The sequence below is a fragment of the Sorangiineae bacterium MSr11367 genome (assembly GCA_037157805.1).
Taxonomy (GTDB): Bacteria; Myxococcota_A; Polyangia; order Polyangiales; family Polyangiaceae; genus Pendulispora; species Pendulispora rubella.
This window is the reverse complement of record CP089983.1, coordinates 9,475,590-9,496,521: the sequence shown is the minus strand read 5'-3', so window position 1 is coordinate 9,496,521 and position 20,932 is coordinate 9,475,590. Positions and strand designations below refer to the sequence as shown.

16 protein-coding genes are annotated in these 20,932 nt (G+C 63.4%); 14 read left to right on the top strand and 2 right to left on the bottom strand.

Going from position 1 to position 20,932, the window contains the following annotated elements; genetic code table 11:
- Nucleotides 1-343: 343 nt before the first annotated feature.
- The 4 genes from LVJ94_36485 (at nt 344) to alr (ending at nt 6,292) form a co-directional block, all read left to right on the top strand.
- The gene (locus LVJ94_36485) at nt 344-1,312 is read left to right on the top strand and encodes a KOW motif-containing protein (GenBank protein ID WXB02401.1); all 969 of its coding nucleotides are present in this window, start codon (nt 344-346) and stop codon (nt 1,310-1,312) included.
- Nucleotides 1,313-1,381: 69 nt separating this feature from the next.
- Nucleotides 1,382-3,184, top strand: a complete 1,803-nt coding sequence (locus LVJ94_36480; protein WXB02400.1) for an ABC transporter ATP-binding protein/permease — start codon at nt 1,382-1,384, stop codon at nt 3,182-3,184.
- Nucleotides 3,181-5,028: an ABC transporter ATP-binding protein/permease gene (locus LVJ94_36475; GenBank protein ID WXB02399.1), complete on the top strand. Its 1,848-nt coding sequence runs from the start codon at nt 3,181-3,183 to the stop codon at nt 5,026-5,028. The genes LVJ94_36480 and LVJ94_36475 overlap by 4 nt, the downstream gene beginning before the upstream one ends.
- A gap of 67 nt (nt 5,029-5,095) precedes the next feature.
- The gene (alr, locus tag LVJ94_36470; protein ID WXB02398.1) at nt 5,096-6,292 is read left to right on the top strand and encodes an alanine racemase; all 1,197 of its coding nucleotides are present in this window, start codon (nt 5,096-5,098) and stop codon (nt 6,290-6,292) included.
- Nucleotides 6,293-6,302: 10 nt separating this feature from the next.
- Here the strand turns inward: alr and LVJ94_36465 are convergent, their stop codons facing one another.
- Nucleotides 6,303-7,235, bottom strand: coding sequence for a CAP domain-containing protein (locus tag LVJ94_36465; GenBank protein ID WXB02397.1), 933 nt, complete (start codon nt 7,233-7,235; stop codon nt 6,303-6,305).
- Between the two features lie 833 nt (nt 7,236-8,068).
- Here LVJ94_36465 and LVJ94_36460 point away from each other — a divergent pair.
- The 7 genes from LVJ94_36460 (at nt 8,069) to LVJ94_36430 (ending at nt 16,406) form a co-directional block, all read left to right on the top strand.
- The gene (locus LVJ94_36460) at nt 8,069-11,197 is read left to right on the top strand and encodes a TonB-dependent receptor (GenBank protein ID WXB02396.1); all 3,129 of its coding nucleotides are present in this window, start codon (nt 8,069-8,071) and stop codon (nt 11,195-11,197) included.
- Nucleotides 11,197-12,048 (top strand): hypothetical protein, encoded by an 852-nt coding sequence (locus LVJ94_36455; protein ID WXB02395.1) that lies wholly within the window; start codon nt 11,197-11,199, stop codon nt 12,046-12,048. Before LVJ94_36460 ends, LVJ94_36455 begins: the two co-directional genes overlap by 1 nt.
- A gap of 364 nt (nt 12,049-12,412) precedes the next feature.
- Nucleotides 12,413-13,144: an energy transducer TonB gene (locus LVJ94_36450; GenBank protein ID WXB02394.1), complete on the top strand. Its 732-nt coding sequence runs from the start codon at nt 12,413-12,415 to the stop codon at nt 13,142-13,144.
- A gap of 111 nt (nt 13,145-13,255) precedes the next feature.
- Nucleotides 13,256-13,960: a MotA/TolQ/ExbB proton channel family protein gene (locus LVJ94_36445; protein WXB02393.1), complete on the top strand. Its 705-nt coding sequence runs from the start codon at nt 13,256-13,258 to the stop codon at nt 13,958-13,960.
- A 6-nt stretch (nt 13,961-13,966) separates the two neighbouring features.
- A complete protein-coding gene (locus LVJ94_36440) occupies nt 13,967-14,377 on the top strand; it encodes a biopolymer transporter ExbD (GenBank protein WXB02392.1) in 411 nt (136 codons plus the stop codon).
- Nucleotides 14,377-14,823, top strand: coding sequence for a biopolymer transporter ExbD (locus LVJ94_36435; GenBank protein WXB02391.1), 447 nt, complete (start codon nt 14,377-14,379; stop codon nt 14,821-14,823). Before LVJ94_36440 ends, LVJ94_36435 begins: the two co-directional genes overlap by 1 nt.
- A 137-nt stretch (nt 14,824-14,960) precedes the next feature.
- Entirely contained in the window at nt 14,961-16,406 is a 1,446-nt protein-coding gene (locus tag LVJ94_36430) for an Ig-like domain-containing protein (GenBank protein ID WXB02390.1), read from the top strand.
- Nucleotides 16,407-16,481: 75 nt separating this feature from the next.
- Here the strand turns inward: LVJ94_36430 and LVJ94_36425 are convergent, their stop codons facing one another.
- A complete protein-coding gene (locus LVJ94_36425; protein ID WXB02389.1) occupies nt 16,482-17,510 on the bottom strand; it encodes a DUF4397 domain-containing protein in 1,029 nt (342 codons plus the stop codon).
- A 480-nt stretch (nt 17,511-17,990) separates the two neighbouring features.
- On the opposite strand from LVJ94_36425, the gene LVJ94_36420 reads away from it, so the two are divergent.
- From LVJ94_36420 to LVJ94_36410, 3 genes are read left to right on the top strand one after another with little or no spacing between them, the layout of a single operon-like run.
- Entirely contained in the window at nt 17,991-19,295 is a 1,305-nt protein-coding gene (locus LVJ94_36420; protein WXB02388.1) for an aminotransferase class I/II-fold pyridoxal phosphate-dependent enzyme, read from the top strand.
- A complete protein-coding gene (locus LVJ94_36415) occupies nt 19,285-20,427 on the top strand; it encodes a hypothetical protein (GenBank protein ID WXB02387.1) in 1,143 nt (380 codons plus the stop codon). The genes LVJ94_36420 and LVJ94_36415 overlap by 11 nt, the downstream gene beginning before the upstream one ends.
- Before the next feature lie 16 nt (nt 20,428-20,443).
- Entirely contained in the window at nt 20,444-20,911 is a 468-nt protein-coding gene (locus LVJ94_36410; GenBank protein ID WXB02386.1) for a nuclear transport factor 2 family protein, read from the top strand.
- The last annotated feature ends 21 nt before the right edge of the window (nt 20,912-20,932 follow it).

The following is a 20,932-nucleotide window of genomic DNA, read 5'->3' as shown; positions in this document are numbered from 1 at the left end:
GGAGCAGGATTCCGCGAAGAACGGCGACCGAGGGCGATTCTTGCCGGCTTCGGCCCCAGCCGCAGGCTGCAGCTGCTATGCGCAGAGCAAGAGCCGTAGCCACCATTGGGCCACGACACCCGTGAGCATCACGGCCGACAACGCCAGCTTCCACGTTGGCGGCGCGGCGATGAAAAGCTCGCTGGGCCGGTCGGAGCGAGGATACATACCTCTAAGCAACGCATACATGGCCGCTACAGTAAGGTCGCAACGCGTCGCGTCAAGTGCGTCAGATTTGGCCAAGAATTGGCTCCAGGTTCGCTCCAGGTTCTCAGATGCAATTCGATTCTCTAGGAATATCAAGATGATACCGAAGGACCGTCGCAAGAACGAAAAGCGTCTTTCAGGTAAGGGTGGCCGAGCTCGCGTCAAAGACCATGGTGTCGACGCGAAAAAGTCGCACGCCGAGGCAACGCTCGATCTGAAGAACGCCGATTTCGAGCTTCTCGCGAGCGAGAAACGCGCCGCGTTCACGCCGCTGCGCTCGCGCATGGTGGCGTGGGCCCGGCGCATTGCGGGCAGGCTTTCCGAGCTGGGGATCGAGGTGGAGGCCACGTGGACCGACGAAGAACACATCGACGTCCGCGAGCAAAAACCTGGCGGAAAAATGGGAACCGCGTCGATCGTGTTTCACGCCCCGGTGCGCAAGAATGCGATTTTGGCCCTAAGGCTCCGGCCCAAAGTTGTCGAAGTCAGCGTCGAGATCTATCCATCCGTGCATGCGCGCGCCGTACAGGGCGAGATCGTCCGTCTTTTCGACGCACTGCCGGATCAGTTCTCGCTGGGAAAGATCGAGGATCTCAACCGCATCCCCACGCCGGAGGCGAACGCAGACGACGTCCGAGCACTGTTGGAAGGGGACGCAGGCCTTTGGCTTGGCTGGTCCGTCCCGCGCGAGGTCGTTCTCAAACACGCCGCCCTGGTGGGCGAGCAGCTCGGCGACGCCGTGATTGCGCTCTCCACCGTGTTTGCCGTGGTAACGGATATTGCTCCGCCGTCACGAAATATCGGCTCGCTCGTCGTCGCCGCTCCCCGTGCGGGCGCGGCGCGCGCAAACGTCCTCGAAAAAGGATCGCGCGTCCGTGTGCTCTCCGGGCCATTCGTCGGCAAAACGGGGGTCATCCAGGAGCTCGACGCACGCGGTGCGAAGGTGATGCTCGGCCTTTTGGCCACGCGCCTCGACCTGTCGGAGCTTGCCCTTTTCAAGGAGGGGCCCAATCGTCCCATTCTTTCGTCATCGCACCGTCGGCCACTCGGGGCACGCGAGCGTTGACCCGGACCGTTCATGGATCGTGACCCAATCGATACGCGCAAGCCAGCCAAGCCAGCCAAACCTCGCGACATGAGCGTCACGGCCGTCGGACAATTCCGACGCCATCTCCCGGCGTACTTGGCGGGCGCCGTCGTGCTGGCGGCCTTCCAGCTTGCGATGAACCGCATCGACTGGCTCTCCAAGAGCGCCGTCGATCGCATCTTCAGCGACCACCCCGAGGAGGCCTGGAAGCCTGCCGTCTTCATGCTCGGCTTGGCGGTGTTCGCCTTCGTCACGCGCGTGGCGAGCCGCTTGTTCGTCTTCAACGCCGGCCGCGACGTGGAGTACGAGTTGCGCGGGCTGCTGCTCGCGCGCCTGCACCGGCTGGGCACCGCGTTCTATCGTCGCATGTCGTCGGGCGAAATCATGAGCCGCTCGACGAACGACCTGGCGCAAGTGCGCCTGCTCTATGGCTTCGGTGTGCTGAACATGGTCAACGTCGTGTTCGCATTCGGAAGCGCGCTTCAAGTGCTGATGAGCATCTCGGTCAAGCTCACCTTGGCCACGTTCGTGACCTTCCCCTTGACCGTCTTTTTGACGCGCTCCTTCTCGAAACGCATCTTCGAAAAGACCCGCGCCAACCAAGCGGCATTGGGCAAGCTCACCGAATCGCTGCAGACGAACCTCGCCGGCGTGCGCGTGGTGCGGAGCTTCGCGTTGGAGACGCGGGAGTTGCACCGCTTTCAGGAGGTGAACCGCCAGTACCTCGAGGCAAGTCTCGCCTTGGCGCGCGTGCGCGGCTTGTTCATGCCGCTTCTCGGTGCGGTCAGCGCGGGCGGCGTCCTCGTGTTCTTCTGGTACGGCGGCTCGCTGCTGCTCCTCGGCCCTGCCCAAGGCGGCATCTCCAAGGGCGACTTCTTCGCCTTTCACCTGGCGCTCACCCGCATGTACTGGCCGGTGTTCGCCCTCGGTTTCGTGCTCTCGATCGTGCAGCGCGGGCGCGCTTCGTTCGCGCGCATGAAGGAGATCTTCGACGCGCTTCCCGAGGTGGAGGATGGCCCGCTCCCGGCGCCGAAGGATTCGCGCGGCGAGATTGCCATCAAGGGCCTCTCCTTCGAGTACGGCGCGCGCAAAGTGCTCGACGGGGTGAGCTTCGAGGTTCCCGCCGGCAAGAGCATCGCCATCGTCGGGCGAACCGGTTCGGGCAAGTCGACGTTGGCCATGCTCCTCGCGCGCCTTCTTCCGACGCCGAAGGGGGCAGTCCGCATCGATGGCAACGACGTTTGCGATCTGCCTCTGACCTTCGTGCGCCAGACGGTGGGCTACGCGCAGCAGGATGCGTTCTTGTTCTCCACGACCGTGGCGCGCAACATCGCATTTTCTCTGGACGATCCCGACACGGCGGAGGCCATGGATACCATCCGCGAGGCCGCACGCGAGGCGCAGGTGGCCGAGGAGGCACTGTCCTTGCCGGAGCAGTTCGACACCGTGGTGGGCGAGCGCGGGGTGCAGCTCTCGGGCGGGCAAAAGCAGCGCGTCGCCCTCGCGCGTGCGCTCTCGTGGGGCCCGCGCATTCTAGTGCTCGACGACCCGCTGAGCGCCGTCGACGCCAAAACTGAAGCCGCCATTTTGCAGGCCATCGAGCGTCAGGCCAAGAAGCGCACCGTGGTGCTCATCACCCACCGCATCGCGGCGGCGGCGCGCTGTGATTCCATCGTGGTCCTCGACCAAGGGCGCGTGGTCGAACGCGGAACCCACGACGAATTGTTGCGCGTCCAAGGTATCTACGCGGCCTTCGCGGAAGAGCAGCGCATGGCGCACGAGCTGGACGAGCTCGATGTCGAGCCTCCGTCGGCGGCGCCCTCCGATGCCGATTGCGTGGAGGTTGCATGACCGCGCAAGCCACCACCGCGGTGAAGAAGCCGAATCGCGCGGAAGAGAAGCTGCGCGCCTTCCACGAAGAAGACGCCATGGGCAAGGCGTACGACACGCGCCTCGTCCGCCGGCTCATTCCGTTCGTGCGCCCGCACGTGCGCTTCTTGGTGCTCTCCTTCGCCTCACTGGGCGTCGTGACGGGGTTGAATCTCCTGCGCCCCATCGTCATGGGCGACGTCGTTCGCCGTGCCAATGCGAGTGATGGGCAGGGCTTGGTGCGCGATGGCATCTACCTTTCGCTGCTCGTCGTTGGCGGGCAGCTCCTGACGTTGGCGCAGCTCTATACGATGCAGGTCACCGGCGCGCGCGCCATGGCCGACTTGCGGGCGCACATCTTTCTCTTCTTCCAGCGGCTGCAGCTTCGCTATTTCGATCGCACGCCCGTCGGCCGCTTGGTCACGCGCGCGAGCAACGACGTCGATGCCGTGGGCGAGCTTTTCGCGTCGGGCGTGCTCAATGCCGCGGGCGATCTCATTTCGCTCGCGGGCATCGTGGTCATGATGCTCTTGCTCGATTGGCGCCTCTCGCTCATCGCCTTCGCGGCGATTCCCATCGTGGGCGCTATCGTTCAATACGTACGAAAGCGTTCGCGCGAAGCCTTCCGCGACATTCGGGCGAAGACCGCGCGGCTCAATGCCTTTCTCAACGAGCAGGTCAATGGCATCTCCGTCGTGCAGGCCTACGGCCGCGAGGAGACGACCGCGCGCGAGTTCGACACCATCAATCACGCGTACCTCGATGCGAACAAGCGATCCATCCATTACGAGGCCATGCTCGACGCGGCCATCGAGATGGTCAGCACGTTGTGCATTGCCAGCGTTCTCTGGTGGGCGGGCCTCAAACGCATGGGCGACGTCTCCTTTCCGCTGGTGGTGACGTTCACGCAGTACATCAAGCAATTCTTCGAGCCGATCTCGCAGCTATCGACGCGCTACACCGTTCTGCAGTCGGCGATGGCCGGGGCAGAGCGCATCTTTCAGCTGCTCGACGAAACGGACATCGACGGGGTGCGTCCGGTGGATGCCCAAGACGCGCCGCAAGGTCCTTCCGAAGAGGCGCTCGCCTTGCTGGACGTGAACTTCGAGTACAAGCCCGGCGTGCCGGTGTTGCGGGACGTCTCTCTGTCGGCCAAGCGCGGCGAGAAGATTGCGCTGGTGGGGGCGACCGGCGCGGGCAAAAGCACGGTGGCGAGCCTCTTTCTTCGCTTGTACGAGGTGAACGGCGGCTACGCGCGGGTCTTCGGCAAGGACGTTCGCGCGTACGATCGGCACGCGCTGCGCGAGCAGTTTTCCGTGGTGCCGCAGGACGTGTACCTCTTCACGGGCACGGTGCTTTCGAACATCGCCATGACCGATCCCACGCCGGATCGCGCGAAGGCCGAACAAGCGCTTCGCCGCATCGGCGCGTTCGAGCTCTTCGAGCGGCGCAATGGGCTGGACGCGCCGGTCGACGAGCGCGGTGCGAACTTCAGCGCCGGCGAGCGGCAACTCATTGCGTTCGCGCGGGCCGTGTACCGGGATGCGCCCATCCTCGTCCTCGACGAAGCGACCGCCAGCGTCGACTCGGACACCGAAGCGCGCCTTCAGGTCGCGCTCGATGCCGTCATGGCCGACCGGACGGCGTTGGTCATCGCGCACCGCCTCTCCACGATCAAAGCCGTGGATCGCATCGTCGTCTTCCACAAAGGCCGCATTGCCGAGGCCGGAACCCACGAGGAGCTGCTGGCCCGCCAGGGGGTTTACGCGCGCCTGTATCGTATGCAATACGCGCACGAACGGCTGGAGGCGAGAAAGCCGGCCTGAAGGCGATTTGAGGCGGGGAATCTCCTCCTTTTTCGCGGCGTTCGGTATAAAAATGAATGTGCGTATCTTGCGTCCCCGTCGTGCGGCCCCGGCCGATGCCGTCCGCCCCACGCGCGCCGAGATCAATCTGGCGGCGCTCCGCCACAATTTGCACGTGGTGGCTCGGCACGCACGCGGCGCGAAAATCTGGGCCGTCCTCAAGGCCGACGGCTATGGCCATGGTGCGCCCGCCGTGGCCCGCACGTTGGAACGGGCCGGCGCAGATGGCTTCTGCGTAGCGCTTCTCGAAGAGGGCATCGAGCTTCGCGAGGCCGGCATCAACGCGCCCATCCTGGTCATGGGCGGCTACTACGGCTCCGCGCACGGTGAAGTGCTGGCGCGCGGTCTCACGCCGGTCGTGTATGACGGCGCGCAGCTCGAAGCGTTTGCCCGCCTCGTCCGCTCGGGCGACGTCGAAGGGCCCATCGACGTGCACGTGAAGATCGACACCGGCATGGCCCGCCTTGGCGTGACGATGGACGAACTCGGGACCTTCGCCGATAGCCTACGCCACTACGCCCGCGAGCTGCGCGTGCGCGGGCTCATGACCCACCTGGCGCAGGCCGACGCGCTTTCGGCCGAGGAGACGCGGGAGCAAGTGCGCCTCTTCGACGAGGCCACCGCGCTTCTTCGCACCCGCGGCATCGTTCCCGGCGTGCGCCACGCGGCCAACAGTGCGGCCGTCCTCCGCGGCGACGTCGACCTCGTCGATGCGCGCTTCGACGCCGTGCGCCCCGGCATCGCGCTGTTCGGCGTTCCGCCCGTGCTCTTGTCCAAGGACGGCGGCGGCGACCCCGTTTCCGAGGAGTTACGGCCCGTCATGCGCGTTCGCTCGGAAATCGTGGACGTGCGCGAGATCCCCGCCGGTGCCGGCATCGGCTACGGAGCCCTCTGGCGGGCGCCGAACAAGGCGCGCATCGCCACCATTGCCATGGGCTACGCCGACGGCCTCTCGCGCCAGCTCTCCAACAAGGGCCACGTGCTCGTCCGCGGCAAGCGCGCTCCCATCGTGGGGGCGGTCTCGATGGACATGGTCATGATCGACGTCACCGCGCACGAGGGCGTATCCATTCGCGACGAGGTCGTGGTCCTTGGCGCGCAAGAGGGCCCGCTGGGCAAAGATGCCATTTCGGCGCAGGAAATCGCCGGGCACGCGGGGACCATCGCCTGGGAGATCCTCACGTCCATCTCCCGGCGTGTGCCCCGCTTCTACCGCGAGCCCTGATTCGAACGCGTCAATCGCAGTCGAGGATCTGGACGTCGTAGGCGATAGCCGGCGAGACGCCACTTACCTTTACCGAATAGGTGTGCCCTTTTTCGGATTTCCATCCATTGGGCACGATGCGAATTGCATATTTGCTCCCATAGTTCGCACCGAGCACATTCACGGTGACGGGCTTGTTCGTCGTCCCGTCGGTGATGGTCACCTTGCCCTTCGAAAGGTCGATGGTGTCGCTTTGAATCGACCATCCCGTCTTGTCGAGTTCGTAGTCGAACGAGGCCTTGAGCGCTCCGGAAGGGAAGGGGCCCGCCGGTGGCCACGCCGCGTACGCTTTTCCGGCCTTTCCGGTTCCACCAATCACGTTCATGCACGAATAATCTTTGGTCGAGCCAATGCCCATCGGGCCGAGGGAATTCGACAGAATCCATCGGCGATGCCCGATGGTGGTCTCGTTCCCCGGATCGGACATATAAAGATCCACGGCGGTCACCGCTGGTGTGGTGGCGATGTTGCTCTGTCCCGCACCGTCTTTTCCGTCTTGCGAATAACATTTCCACGACGTCGGCGGTGAATGATTGAGCGCATCATTTGCGTCCATCATGAGTGCGCATTTCTGACTACGCGCATTCTTCGTGGCATCCATGGCTACCGCCGGCAAACCCGCCATGGCGCGATATAGATTTACCAGTTTGAGTGCATTGGCTCGGCCCGCTGCCGTCATGTCTCCCGCATTGCATGCCGCCACATTGCCACTCCACGCCCCCTCGGTGCGATCCTGACGATCGCCTCGCCATCGCGTGCATACGTCGGCCGCGGCCATCGGTGCGATCTGGAGATCGTCCTCCGTTTCGCCCAAGGAATCAGCCGTCTCCGCTGGTGCACACCCCGCAACCAAAGCGGCACTTTGCATGGAGAAGAGAAATACTGCGATGGACCAACGACGCATGGAATGACCTCTCGAATGAATGAGGGTTGTTCAATCGAGGCTCCTCGAGCCTCCAAAGGACCTCACCACCGAACGTCTGTAGGTGCCAATGCAAATCAAACTATCGATTCGCAGATACCGCTATTCGTAATTTGACTCACTCTCGTTGAACGAAGTCATCACTCACTATCGCTATCAATCCCTCTCCTCTCGGGGATCTGATCCCTCTCCTCTCGGGGGTTTGGGGCGGCGGAGCCCCCCAATACCTGAAGGCGCGGCGGAGCCCCCAATACCTGACACGCGTAACGTGCTCGTTGTCGTAACGCAGTACGTTATTTTCGAGTCGAAGCCCAATTCCAATACGGACTTCACCCGCTAAAATTGACGTAAAGTCAACTTATTTTCGTGTGTTGCCGCAGTGCGCACGAAACCCCGTTGAAACGAAATACCCTTCACGGGGTGCTTGCCGCACCAGGACATGGGACGCGAAACCAGATAGGCGGAAATGGTGAGAGAGCCGCATCTTGCCTCTTGCGGAGAGGAAGCAAATTGGCGAATAGTGCGCCGTTAATCTTGTCGTGTTTTATCCGCAGCTCGAACTCACGAAGTTCCACCTCGAGAACCGGCGTCATAGTCCAGGTATTCCCGTCACCCTCTCTCCTACTTGGAGCCACCGCGCCTGCTCGAGCGCAAGGGCGGGGCTCATCTGCCGAACGTTCGCGTGAGAACGGATCGGCTCAACCGCAGTGGCCTGATCACTCAATAGACCCGGACCGACGCGCGCACACGGTTACGGGCAACGGGGAGCAATGAGACTTCGATCTTTACCGAAATGGGCTCTTTCCGTCGGGGCCTTGTCCTCGACGATAGCGATGGTGGCACCCGCGCAGGCTCAGGGCTCGGCGGTTCTCACCGGAAAGGTCGTCGACGCTTCGACCAAAAAAGGGGTCGCGGATGTCGTTGTGACCGTAACCTCGCCCGCTCTGCAGGGTGAGCAGATCGTGACGACGGACAGGACGGGTACCTACCGCATCCCGTCCTTGGCGCCGGGCGTGTACGCGCTGCATCTCGACAAGGAAGGTTTCCGGGCATACCAGCGCGACCAGATTCAGCTGCGCGCGGATGCCACCATCCGTCTCGACGCGGACCTCCTGCCGGAAGGCCTGAAGGCCGAAGAAGTCGTCATCGTGGCTCACGCGCCGACGGTCGACGTCGGGTCGAGCACCACGGGTGCAAATATCAACAGTGACTTCACTTCTCGTATCCCGGTCACCAACCCCGGGTCGCGCGGCGGTGCGCAGCGCTCCTTCGAGTCCGTCGCGGAGGCCACCCCGGGTGCGCAGGCGGATACGTACGGTACGTCGGTCAACGGCAGCACGTCGCCGGAGAACTCGTACATCGTCGACGGCGTTCGAACGAACAGTGCGAAGTTCGGTATCAACGGTTCTCCGCTTTCGATCGAATTCGTGAAGGAAGTCAACGTGCTCTCCGGCGGCTACATGCCGGAGTACGGCCGCTCGACGGGCGGTATCCTCAACGTCGTCACCAAGTCGGGTAGCAACGAGTACCACGGCTCCGTCTGGGCGAACTGGACGCCGGGCGCCCTCGAGGGCAAGCGCAAGTACCCGTACTTCCTCGGGGAGGCCGTGCAAACGCGGCGCAGCCTGGCCAATATCTACGACATCGGCTTCGACCAGAGCGGTCCGATCATCAAGGACAAGCTTTGGTACTACGTGGGGTTCGGCATCTCGCGCGCGATCTACAACTTGGATCGCTCGATTTACGCGAGTCCGATCTGGGGCGACGGTACGCCGAACGCGGGCAAGCCGAACTACACGGTCGAAGGGTCAGAGATCCCCGGTACCCACAGCCAGGCGCAAGCTACGCAGACGTCGTACCAGATCTTCGGAAAGCTCGATTTCCGGGTCAATCAGAACAACAAGCTGGCCCTGACGTTCGCGGCCACGCCGACGTTTTCCGGTGGCGGCGGGGACTACGCGGTCAACCCGACGACGGGGCTCGTCGAAGGCGCGACGGTGCGCGAGTTCAACTTGAACGGCACCTACGGCGCGCAAGCCCGTTCGTACCGCTCCGGCGCGTTCGATACGTCGCTCAAGTGGACGTCGGAGTTCGACAACAAGTCGAAGATCCTCGACACGACCATCGGCTGGCACCACGAGCTCGGTGGGCGGCGCAGCGCGGACGGCTTCCAGGTCGGCAGTGGTTACGGCTACTCCGCCGTTCCGCAGGTCGTCTACCGGCGCAGCCCCGCACTGCATGGCATCGAGGATTTCGAACGGGTTCCCGGCGGGAGTTGCTCGCGCATTGGTGCCGCGGGAACGAACCTTGGCTTGCCCACGTGCCCGACTCAAACCTACACCACGGGTGGTTCGGACCTTCTCGATGAGCAGGTTTTCGACATTGTCTCGGCCAAGAGCGTCCTCACCGTGCTCGCCGAGGCGGCCGGTCACCACGTCATCAAGGCCGGTGTCGACTTCGAGATGCTCACCTCGTGGTGGTCGCGCGGTTACTCCGGCGGTGTGCGCTGGCGCGAGCACACGAGCGGTACCCGCTACGACGCCCAGCGCGGTTACGGCTACGAGTCGGGCCCGGACCAACCCGTGATGCTCGACCGCCTGACCACGCGCACCTACGCGCTCAACATCGGCGGCTTCGTCCAGGACAGCTGGCAGCTCTTCGACAAGATCACCCTGAACGCGGGTGTTCGTTACGACAGCCAGTTCCTCATTGGCAGTGACAACAAGCTGCTCATGACGCTGCCGAACCAAATCTCGCCGCGCCTCGGCGTCATCTTCGATCCCACGCAAAAGGGTCGTTCGAAGCTCTTTTTCAACTACGCACGCTTCTACGAAAGCGTGCCGCTCGACATGCTCGATCGTCAGACGGGTGAGGGCGCCCTCGCGCAGTCAGTCGACTCGTCGAAGTGCGATCCGCGCAATCCCGCCCAAGCGAACGGTGTCTGCTTGACCGATACGGCCCGCAAAAACTGGCCGGCGGCCGGCGGTGGCGGTCCGATTGGAGGACTTCCCGATCGCAAATACGCCGGCGTTGGCGGCGGCAAGGTCGTCATCGATCCGGACATCAGCCCGCAGTCGCAGAGCGAGATCGTCGCCGGTGGCGAGTACGAGATCGTGAAGAACGGCCGCTTCGGTCTGTCGTACACGCGTCGCTGGATGAACAACGTCATCGAGGACATGAGCAACGACGAAGGCGCGACGTACTTCATCGGCAACCCCGGTAAGGGCATCGCCAGCAGCTTCCCCGAGGCGACGCGCAACTACGACGCCGGCACCGTCTACTTCATGAAGAATTTTGCCGACCAGTGGCTCGCCCAAGTGAGCTACACGTTGTCCTGGTTGCGCGGTAACAACGCGGGTCTTTACGATCCGACCACGGGTCAGCTCGACCCGAACATCAATGCCACCTTCGACTTGAAGTCCCTCCTGGTGAACCAGACGGGCGACCTGCCTGGCGACCGTCGCCATAGCTTCAAGATCTTCGGTGCGAAGGACATCTCCGTCACCAAGGACTCGGTCCTCCAACTCGGTGGATCGGTGAACGTCCGCTCAGGCGGCCCGACGAACTTCCTCGGCGGTAACCTCCTCTATGGTGTCGACACGATCCATATCCTGCCGCGAGGCACCGGCGATCGCCTTCCCTGGAACGGGAATGTAGGCACGCACGTCGGTTATAATGTACGGTTCCAAAATGGGATGACCCTGGGCATCACCATGGACATCTTCAACCTCTTGAACTTCCAAACCGAACTGAGTAGGGAGAATCGCTACACCAACCAAGACGTCCTCCCCATCGCGGGTGGAAGTCGTGCTGATTTGCCGAACAACGTCAAACGGCAGGACGGCAGCGCATTCAACCCCGCCCAGGTCAATCCGAATTTCGGGAACGCCAACATTTATCAAGAGCCGCGGCAGTTCCGCTTCGGCATTCGAGGGAGCTTCTGATGTACGCGTCCATCTTGCAATACGCTCGGTCCTTGCGTGTTTCTCGTCTCGCTGGTGCGGGCATCGCCGCCAGCCTCGCCGTCGTCCTTGGCGCGGCGGGTTGTGATCAGTCGACTCCTCTCTGCCGTACCGGCACGGGCACGTACACCGTCAAGTACAACCTCATCTCGGGTTCGGGAGCTTGCGCAAACCTCAAGGCCGACATCGTGTACGTCAACTCGTACAACGCGGTGGGCGAAGAGGGTAAGCCGGACCTGGAGAAGGTCTCCGCGGCCCTCATGCCGAAGCAGTTCGCCGAGTACCTCGATCGCGCGTCCTTCCCGGACCAGCTCGCCGCGTGGGGTTCCTTCACGACCGCCGAGCCGTCGGGCAACATCTGCAGCATCCCGACGCTGACCGAGACGGTGAAGGCCTTCCCGGCGCTCGAGGCGATCCCGGACGATCCCGAGAATGCGGGCGATTCGAACATCAGCGACAAGCGCGACGCGACCGTTGCTCAGACGGTCAGCTACAAGTGGTCCAACTGGCAGCTGTATTTCTCGGCTGCCCACGCGGGCAACGCGTTCCTGATCGACCTCGACTACACCGTCACGGCCGAGGGCGGCGCCGCCTCCACGTGCAAGTACCAGGGTCTCGGCTTGCTCTTCGGACAGCGTCCGAGCTGCAGCAAGAACACGAACGAGGACCTGAAGACGCCGGGCAACTACGTCGCCGAAGCGGCGCGTTGCGACGCCGTGGCGCATCCGGACCTGGGCCTCGGCACCGGCTCGGGTGTCGATCCCGACGCGAACTTCAAGTGCGACCCCGAGACGCTGCTCTGCGTGGCAAACGTCAACTACGGCGGTTTCTGATCTCTGTTTCGTAAGTTTCCAACGAATGAAGCACTGAGGGTTCGGCCCACTGGTATGCTTCCCCGTCGACTCGGTCTCTTGTTGCAATGCAGCATTAAAAAAGCGGGATCGAGTCGACGTATAACTTCGTAGAAACCAAGAGATGTTGCGGACTCGTGCTAGACATGTTCCGCGAGGCTGCTAGGGTGGCGCTTCTTCTTCGATGTGCCATCCACGGCAGAGCTTGTCTCTCAGGCCTATTTTAAGACAAGTACTTCTGATTCGGGGGTGAGTGAGGTGTACGAGCGCGATGTTTGATTCAGTCCTTGGCCGCGGAGCCCAGCCCCCCCGAGTTCTCATTCGGGGTGCACTCGTTTCTATCCTTGTGCACGTCGCGGTACTCGGGCTGGCAATTTACATCTCGGTGCGTGCGCACCAGCAGATTAAGAAGCAGGCGACGGAAGTAAAGTTCGTTGCCCCGCCTCCGCCACCCCCGCCGCCCCCCGTGGCGACGGCGGTGCCGCGTACAGCCGAAAGGCCGAAGGCGAAGAAAGAGTTCGTCAAGAAAGAGAACACCATCGTCGACTCCAAGGAGGCGCCGAAGGAAGACACCTCCGCGAAGAGCGGGAGTGGCGAGTCGGTCGAGGCCACGTGCGGTGTTCCGGGCAAGCCGGCCTGCTGCGGTGGTCCTGGTGAGCCTCCGTGCCGTCATTGCGGTGGCGCGGGTGAGCCCGCGTGCTGCGGTGGTCCTGGCGAGCCGGCGTGCGCGCCGGTCAAAGCGGCCGTGTGCGGTGATCCCGGAATGCCTCCGTGCCCGCCGCAGACCACGGTCATCCCGTTCGGACCGGGCATGGCGAAGCCTTCGCTGCTCGCCGGTACGGAGCAGCCCACGCTTCCCCGTGAGGCGTTGGTCGCGAAGGTCGAAGGTCTCATCCTTGTAAAGTGCACCCTCACCAAAGAGGGTACTGTCGAGGACTGCAAGTTCATCAAGTCGCTGCCCTACACCGAGGAAGCCATCTTGGCGAACCTCAAGGGACGCAAGTACACGCCGGTCATGTTCCAGGGGCAGGCCCAGGCCGTCACCTACACGTTCACGTTCCGCATTCAAGCTCAATAGCCCGGGTGGGCTTTCCACCAGGTTTCACCCGGATCACCGGGGTTTGTCTCTCCCCAATAAGTTTCACATAGCAGCGCCACACCCAGGGGCGCGCCTCTCGGAGTAAGGAATATGGATTTTTCACTGTACGGGTTGTGGCACAGCATGGGGGCGTTTGCGAAAGGCATCGTCATCACGCTGGCAATCATGAGTTTGGCTTCGCTCCTGGTGGCGGGAGAGCGTCTCATCATCTTCTCGCGCTCGCGCAAAGAGTCGCTCCGGTTCGCCGAGCAGCTGGGTGGCGTGCTGACCTCGGACAGCCTGAGAGAGGCGGCGGCCAAGGCGTTCAAAGGTGATATCGGCTACCTCGGTCGCACGATTGCGTCGGGGCTCAAGGCCTTCAACTCGGGTGGCAGCTCGACGGACGAAGAGAACATCAACCTCACCGAGGAATCGGTTGCTCGTGCACTCGAGCGCCAGACGGCCCGTGAGGTGCAGAACCTGAAACGAGGCATCAGCATCCTGGCGACCGTTTCGTCCACGGCACCGTTCGTTGGTCTGCTCGGAACCGTCATGGGTATCGTCAACTCCTTCCAGATGATGGCCGCGTCGGGCTCCGGTGGTCTCGGCACCGTGTCGGCCGGTATCGCGGAAGCCCTCGTCACCACGGCCTTCGGACTTCTCGTCGCCATCCCGGCCGTTATGCTCTTCAACTATCTGTCGACCTGGGTTGATGCCCGCGCGGTCGACCTCGCCGAGTCCTCCAACGAGCTGATGGACCTGGTCGCCCGTTACCACCGCCGCCACCTGCGCACGGCTGCCCAAGCCGCGGAGTAGTCCACCATGGCATTCGGTGGAGGCGGTAATAAGGGGGTCAAGAACGACATCAACGTTACCCCGTTGGTCGACGTCTGCCTCGTGCTTCTCATCATCTTCATGGTCATCACGCCGATGTTGCAGCGCGGTAAGCCGGTGAAGCTGCCGTCCGCGCACAAGATCGACGAAGAGAAGTCGACGGACCCGATCGTCGTATCGATGACGCTCCAGAAAGAGATGTACGTGGAGAGCGACCGCGTCAACGACGCGGATCTCATCGAGAAGGTCAAAGCTGCCATCGAAAAGGAGCCCACCCGCAAGGTGCTCTTCAAGGCAGACACGGCCCTGACCGTGGGCGACGTGCGTCCCGTCATGAACAACCTGAAGCTCGCCGGTAGCGGAGGCGTTGGTCTCGGCGTGGAGCAGGAGAAGAAGTAATGGGTCGCCACGTTCACGGCACCAAGCCGATTCACATTCGCGAGCCGGTGGCTGCGAACAGCGAGATCAACGTCACCCCGCTGGTCGACGTTGTGCTCGTGCTCCTGATCATCTTCATGGTCGTCACCCCGCTGCTCGAAAAAGACATCGCGGTGCGCGTCCCCAACGCGGAGAAGGTGGAGCAACCCACCGAGGTGCCGCCGGATCAGATCATCGTGCACGTGAAGGCCGACGGCAAAGTCGACATCAACGTGCGCGACGTCGAAGACGCCGACTACATCACGCAGTTGAAAACGCGTCTCGAACCCCGCGCCACCGCCGACAAGGTCGTCTTCTTCGTTGCCGAAGATGGCGCCAACTACGGTCGCCTGGTGTGGGCCATCGACAGCGCGAAGATCGCGGGCGCCGAGACCATCGGCATCGCGACCGACAAGCTGGACAACTAGCCGCCCAGCGCCCCCAAGGCGCAGCGCGGTTGGAAACGAGAAAGGAGACCCCTCGGGTCTCCTTTCGTCATTTGGCGGTTCGCATCGAGCAACCTGCACCCGCGTCGGGTCGAAGGACTTCGAGGAGGCGGATGCGAATGCGCAAAGCTTGGTTCATTGGGGTGTTGAGCGCTGCGGGGATCGCCGGGGCCTGCGGTGGGTCGAACGATGACGCGGGTAGCGGCCGGCCGGATGCAGGTGGGGAGGGCTCGGTCATCACGGATGATCTTCCGCCGGTGGTCCTTTCGCGCACGCCCGAGGATGGCGCCGGGCAGGTCTCGGTCCGCGCGCCCATCGAGGTCACCTTCTCGAAACGGGTCGAGCTGGGCGCGACCTCCGCCACGCTCAGCGCGGGCGAGGTTGCCGTACCAGTGAAGATGGAGCTCTCCGCCGATGGGAAGAAGCTCACCATCGCGCCGCAGTCCCCCATCGTCGCACCGACCAAGGTGACCTTGTCGTTGCAGGACATCAAGAGCACGGCGGGCGTCCCGATGGAGAATACGTCGTGGAGTTGGTCGGCGCCCCGGTGGCTCGGGGTCAGCAATGCCCTGGAGAGCACCCAGGTCGTGGATGGCCTGCGGCTGGCAGCTGGACCAGGTGATCGCGTTAGCGTTGCCCACGTTCGCGCATCCAAATGGGTCGTTAGTACCATCGCCGAAAATGGGGCTACGTGGACGGATCTTGGCTCGCCGAGCGACGATCCTGTTGGCGCTCTTGCCCTAGGGAAGAACGGTGTCCTTCTCGGCAGCTTTGAGGCGGCCGATAACCATATCGTGACGGTCAAGGAGTGGGGCGAAGCCGGTTGGAAGAACGTTGGAGATCCGGTTGGCAGGCAAGGGCATCTCTTTGGTTTTCTGCCTCCTCCCACGGTGATCACGGACAATGCTGGAAGGCCGTTCATCACGTATTTCGAAGGGCCGCCCGAAGGCGGTGGAAAACTCCTAGCCAAGGCCTTGAAGAGCGGTACTTGGCCTCTGCTAGGTAATGGCCCGGTTGAGTCGGGGGACTACGGATACATGCTCGGAGTGGCCCTTGATAAAGCGGGCGTTCTGTATGTTGCGAGCCGCATTACAGGGAACGAGCAAGCCTATGTGCGGTTCTTGGCGGGCGACAGTTGGAAGGTCGCGGGCTCGAGTCTGACGGGAGACAGCAAAGGATTCGATTCGCTGCGCATCGCGTTCGACGAGGCTGGCACTTTGTTTGCGCTGGGAAGGTTTCGCATCGACGACCGCAATACGCGCACGCGCGTGCTCCGTTACGACGGAAACTCTTGGTCGAAAGTGGGGGAGGATCTGGCAGCCGGCGATGCGAGATCGATGGGGTATGACTGCCTCGTCTCAATGCGGCAGCATCTCTTCGCGTTGATCGAATCCAAGTACGGACTCTTGGCGTTCGATGTGACCAAAGATGCCTCGCGTCCGATCGAGTTGCCACTTGGCATAGCCGGTCGATCTTACGGTGCGTGCACCGTGGACCCCAATGGCGCACCGGTCATTGCCGCAGGCGATGGTGCACATGTGAGCGTGCAGCGGCTCAATCGATAGTCGATACCTCAAATAGAAAAACGGGGCCCATCGAAGGCCCCGTTTCTTGCTGTCATTGATTTCAGAAGGGATCGATCAGGGACCGGAGTCGCCGGCGTCGCCGGCATCCGTGCCGGAGTCACCCGCATCGGTGCCACCATCGCTCGGGGCGACTTGGCCGCAGTCGGTGAAGTCGCCAATCGCAGGCGCCGAGTCCTTGCAGACCAAGCCCGCGTACGGGATCGCAGCCTGTGGCGTGCCGATGGCGAACACTGTCGTAACGGACTTCGCAGCGATGCTGACACCGCTGACAGTAAAGGCGGCCGCCGTGGCCCCTGCCGGCTGCCCACTGACGGCCTGCGCATTGAAGGGGTCGTACGCGACGTACCCTTGGTTGGCCGCGGGCGTAGCGCCGAAGTCGACTCCCGTCACCGGGGGGTTCGCGCCCACGGTGAAGTCGAATTTGCCGGTCGCAGGAAGCGCAGCGTTGATGACGCGTACGTCTGCCTTGGTGGCGTCGGTCGTCGTCACATGATCGGTGAACACTCGGACGCCAAGCGCGTTTGCGGGGCCAATGGCGGCAACGGTGCGCACCGAACCAGGTTCGATCACGGGAAGTTGGGCGGCAAAATCCGTCGTGCCCGCTTTGGCGGTCGAGCAATCCGTTGCGGTGCCGTCGACGACTCGGATGATGACGTCACCCGTCGGAAGGAGTTGGGCGAGCGCGGGGGTTACCTCGAAGTACTTCGTCACGTCCTTGTACTTCATGCCTCCCTGATGCTGGAGCGCCCTGAGCACGGGAATCGGCGTGAACACAGGTGCGCCAGCGTCTCCGCCGCCCGCATCGCCTGCGTCACCCGCGTCTTCGCTGCCGCCGTCGCTGGTCGGCACCTTGCCGACGCAAACGTCGATCGCGTCGTTGCTGCCCACGGCGAGGTGCGCGAAACGGACGAGTGCATTCTGCACGCCGCTATCCGTACCCGTGTCCGGGGTGCCCGTGTCGGCGGTGGTGGCATCCGGGGCGTCTTCCGGGTGCAGCAGTGTCTTGTCATCCGGGCAACCAGCGATGACGAAACCAGCTAGCGCCGCTAGTGGGAAAGCAAACGTGAACCGTCGTAAGCGCATCTTTCTGATCCTCTCTGTCGGCGTGAAGTTGCCCGATTGATGCCGCGTCGTTGCACGAGCGGATAATCGGCGCAAGAGTCGATCAAAGCTTCTGTTTTCTCAAGGAATAATCGCAGGTCTGCGCACTTCTCTGCACGGAATGCGCCCATGCATGAGGTGTGAATTTTCGCACGCCCACTCGTGTTGGAGGCCGGTTGGGAAAAAAGATCTTGCCTGAGTGCGCGAGATGATGCACATAAACGCCCGTTCGGAATTATCTGTCGGCCTTCTCCCCTGGAGAGAGTCGGCGGCGCGAAACTTTTGCCCACCTTGGGTGACGCGCTTGATAAATATCACCCTAAGCCGTTGGGTCCTCCGTGGGTCCTCGAGCTTTCAAGCTCGGTACACACGCACCCGATGGCCTCCTGGTAATCATACCTGGAGGCCTTCGCGTTTCTAGAGGACGAGTCAGGCAGGTCGGTGGGCGAAAGGCCGACCGATATGACCTCGCACCTCGAAAAGCACCACGACATCGCCACCGTTGCCATCCACGGCGGCGAAGAGCGTGGGAAGGCGCACGATGCGGTGACCACGCCCATCGTTTGCACGGCGACGTACACCTTTTCCTCGACCGACGCCCTGCGCGACCACTTCGAAGGGCGCATCGAGCGCGAGGAATACGGGCGCTACGGCAACCCGACCGTGCGCGCTGCCGAGCGCAAGCTTGCCGCCCTCGATGGGGCCGAGGACTGTGCGCTCTTCGCCAGCGGCATGGCCGCGCTGACCACGACCTTGCTTGCCATGCTCAAGAGCGGCGAGCACGTGGTGCTCACCGCGGACGTCTACCGCCGCACGCGGCAGTTCGTCGGCACCTTCCTGGCGAAGTTCGGCATCGAGTCCACCTTGGTGCCGCCCGGCGACCTCGAAGCTTGTAAGGCGGCGATCATCCCCGGCAGGACGAAGCTCCTGGTTACCGAGTCGCCGACCAACCCGTACCTGCGCCTCGCCGACATCCCGGCCCTCGCCGAGTTGAAGAAGACCACGGGCGCGCGCGGCCTCAAGCTCCTCGTCGATTCGACCTTCGCCACGCCGATCAACCAGCGCCCCATCGAGCTCGGCGCTGACCTCGTCGTGCACTCGTGCACCAAGTACCTCGGCGGGCACAACGATTTGCTCGCAGGTTCCGTCGCCGGATCGGAAGCCCTGATCAGCGCGCTGCGCGACACGCGCGGTGTGCTCGGCGGCGTCCTCGACCCGCACGCGGCGTACCTGCTCCTGCGCGGCATCAAGACGCTCGCCCTGCGCGTGGAGCGACAGAATCAGACGGCCCTGCGCGTGGCGCGGTGGCTCGAGGCGCATCCCGGCATCGAGCGCGTCTTCTACCCCGGACTCCCCAGCCACCCCGACGCCGCGCTCGCAGGCCAGCTGCGCGGGCACGGCGGCGTCATCAGCTTCCTCGTGCGTGGCGATCTCGATACGACGTCGCGCTTCATCGACGCGTGCAAGCTCGCCACCATTGCCCCGTCGCTCGGCGGCGTGGAGACGCTCATCGAGCAGCCTGCGCTCATGTCGCACTACGAGCTCACCACCGAAGAGCGCCTGAAGATCGGCATCCGCGAAAACCTGGTGCGCCTCTCCGTGGGCCTCGAGGATGCCGACGACCTCATCGTCGACTTCTCGCGCGCGCTCGAAAGCGTCGCGTACACCGCGCCCGCCTCCGAAGACGAACGCGACACCATCCGCTTGCCCAAAGCCAAGAACCTGTCTGCTGGTGCGAAAGACGAGGCCCTTTCCCATGTCCGTTGAGTCGGTGGTTCAATTGTCCTGGTCTCGCCCCATCTCCGCCCCCCCGCGCGTCGATCGCGTGTCGCTCTTCGTGCTCGGCAAGGGCACGGTGGCAAGCTCCCTCCTCACGCAGCTCGGTGACAACAAGGGCCGCTTCGTCGAGCGCGATGGCCTTTCGCTCGAGGTCGCAGGCCTCTGCGACCGGCAGAATGGCCTCTTCGTCGCCTCGCCCGGCGGTGTCGAGCTGGAACAATGGCGCAACCACCTCGGTACCGCGCCGGTGGCCGATCCGCGCGAGCGCCGCCCGTTTCTCGATGGCCTTACGCGCCTCGGTTCGCGTGCTGCCGTTCTCGTCGACTGCACCGCCGCCGACGGCATGGAGAAGGTTTACGAGCAGGCCCTGCTCCGCGGCATCCACGTCGTGACCGCGAACAAGAAGCCGTTCTCCGGTTCGCTCCCCTCCTTTCGCCGGCTGGCCACCACGGCGCGCCGCTGCCGCCGTGCCCTTCGCTACGAGACCACCGTCGGCGCGAGCTTGCCCGTCGTCGAGACCTTGAAAGATCTCGTGCGCACCGGTGATCGCGTCGACCTCATCGAGGGATCCTTCTCGGGCACCCTCGGCTTCCTCTCCAACGAGCTTCTCGCCGGTGTCCCGTTTTCGCGTGCGCTGAACGTCGCCCGTGAGCGCGGATACCTCGAGCCGCGCCCGCAGGACGACCTTTCCGGCGTCGACGTAGCCCGCAAGGCGGTCATTCTGGCGCGTGAAATCGGCCTCAACTTGGGACTCGAAGATGTCGCGCTCACGCCGTTCGTTCCGCGCGAGCTCCTCGCCGTCGACTCCACCGACGCCTTTTTCGAGGCTGTCCCGGCCTACGATGCCGAGATCGCTCGGACGGTGAAACGCGCGCAACTCGAGGGCAAAGTGCTGCGCTACCTCGCGCGGATCGACCCCGTGAATCGTCGCATCGACGTCGGGCCGGTGGCGGTCGACGTGCACCATCCGGCGGCGCGCCTCCGTGGCGCAGGTTCGTTCGTGGCGTTCACCACGGAGCGTTACCCCGAGCCGCTGGTCGTGCAGGGCGCGGGTGCGGGTGGTGCACTCACGGCGGCCGGCGTGCTCGCGGATATTCTCGCCATTGCGCGGAAGATCTGAGTAGCCTTCGTCCACCATGACATCGTCTGCGAACGAACAATTGGTGGATGGCTTTTACCGTGCACTGGCCAAGCGCGATTGGGAAACGATGGTGGCGGCCTACCATCCCGACGTGCACTTCACCGATCCCGTGTTCGACCTGCGCGGCGCACGCGCGGCGGGCATGTGGCGCATGCTCTGCGAAAGCGGGAAGGACATGAGCGTCGTGCACAGCGGCGTTCGTGCGACCGAGCACGAAGGCGCGGCGCACTGGGAGGCGACGTACACGTTTTCGCTGACGGGTCGTCGCGTCCTCAACGTCATCGATGCGCGCTTCGAGTTTCGCGAGGGAAAGATCGTGCGCCACGTCGACACCTTCGATTTCTGGAAGTGGGCGGGGCAAGCGCTCGGACCCACGGGGAAGCTTCTCGGCTGGACGCCGTTCGTGCGCGGCAAGGTTCAACGCACCGCGAACGGCCGGCTCGAGAAGTTTCTCTCGCGCTAGCCCGTCGCGTCGCGTTATCGA

Bases quoted from the DNA above. Each gene is read 5' to 3' on its own strand.
- LVJ94_36465 (WXB02397.1), bottom strand. From the start codon at position 7,235: ATGCGTCGTTGGTCCATCGCAGTATTTCTCTTCTCCATGCAAAGTGCC.
- LVJ94_36485 (WXB02401.1), top strand. From the start codon at position 344: ATGATACCGAAGGACCGTCGCAAGAACGAAAAGCGTCTTTCAGGTAAG.
- LVJ94_36440 (WXB02392.1), top strand. From the start codon at position 13,967: ATGGCATTCGGTGGAGGCGGTAATAAGGGGGTCAAGAACGACATCAAC.
- LVJ94_36435 (WXB02391.1), top strand. From the start codon at position 14,377: ATGGGTCGCCACGTTCACGGCACCAAGCCGATTCACATTCGCGAGCCG.
- LVJ94_36420 (WXB02388.1), top strand. From the start codon at position 17,991: ATGACCTCGCACCTCGAAAAGCACCACGACATCGCCACCGTTGCCATC.
- LVJ94_36410 (WXB02386.1), top strand. From the start codon at position 20,444: ATGACATCGTCTGCGAACGAACAATTGGTGGATGGCTTTTACCGTGCA.
- LVJ94_36480 (WXB02400.1), top strand. From the start codon at position 1,382: ATGAGCGTCACGGCCGTCGGACAATTCCGACGCCATCTCCCGGCGTAC.
- LVJ94_36430 (WXB02390.1), top strand. From the start codon at position 14,961: ATGCGCAAAGCTTGGTTCATTGGGGTGTTGAGCGCTGCGGGGATCGCC.
- LVJ94_36425 (WXB02389.1), bottom strand. From the start codon at position 17,510: ATGCGCTTACGACGGTTCACGTTTGCTTTCCCACTAGCGGCGCTAGCT.
- LVJ94_36415 (WXB02387.1), top strand. From the start codon at position 19,285: ATGTCCGTTGAGTCGGTGGTTCAATTGTCCTGGTCTCGCCCCATCTCC.
- LVJ94_36445 (WXB02393.1), top strand. From the start codon at position 13,256: ATGGATTTTTCACTGTACGGGTTGTGGCACAGCATGGGGGCGTTTGCG.
- LVJ94_36455 (WXB02395.1), top strand. From the start codon at position 11,197: ATGTACGCGTCCATCTTGCAATACGCTCGGTCCTTGCGTGTTTCTCGT.
- LVJ94_36475 (WXB02399.1), top strand. From the start codon at position 3,181: ATGACCGCGCAAGCCACCACCGCGGTGAAGAAGCCGAATCGCGCGGAA.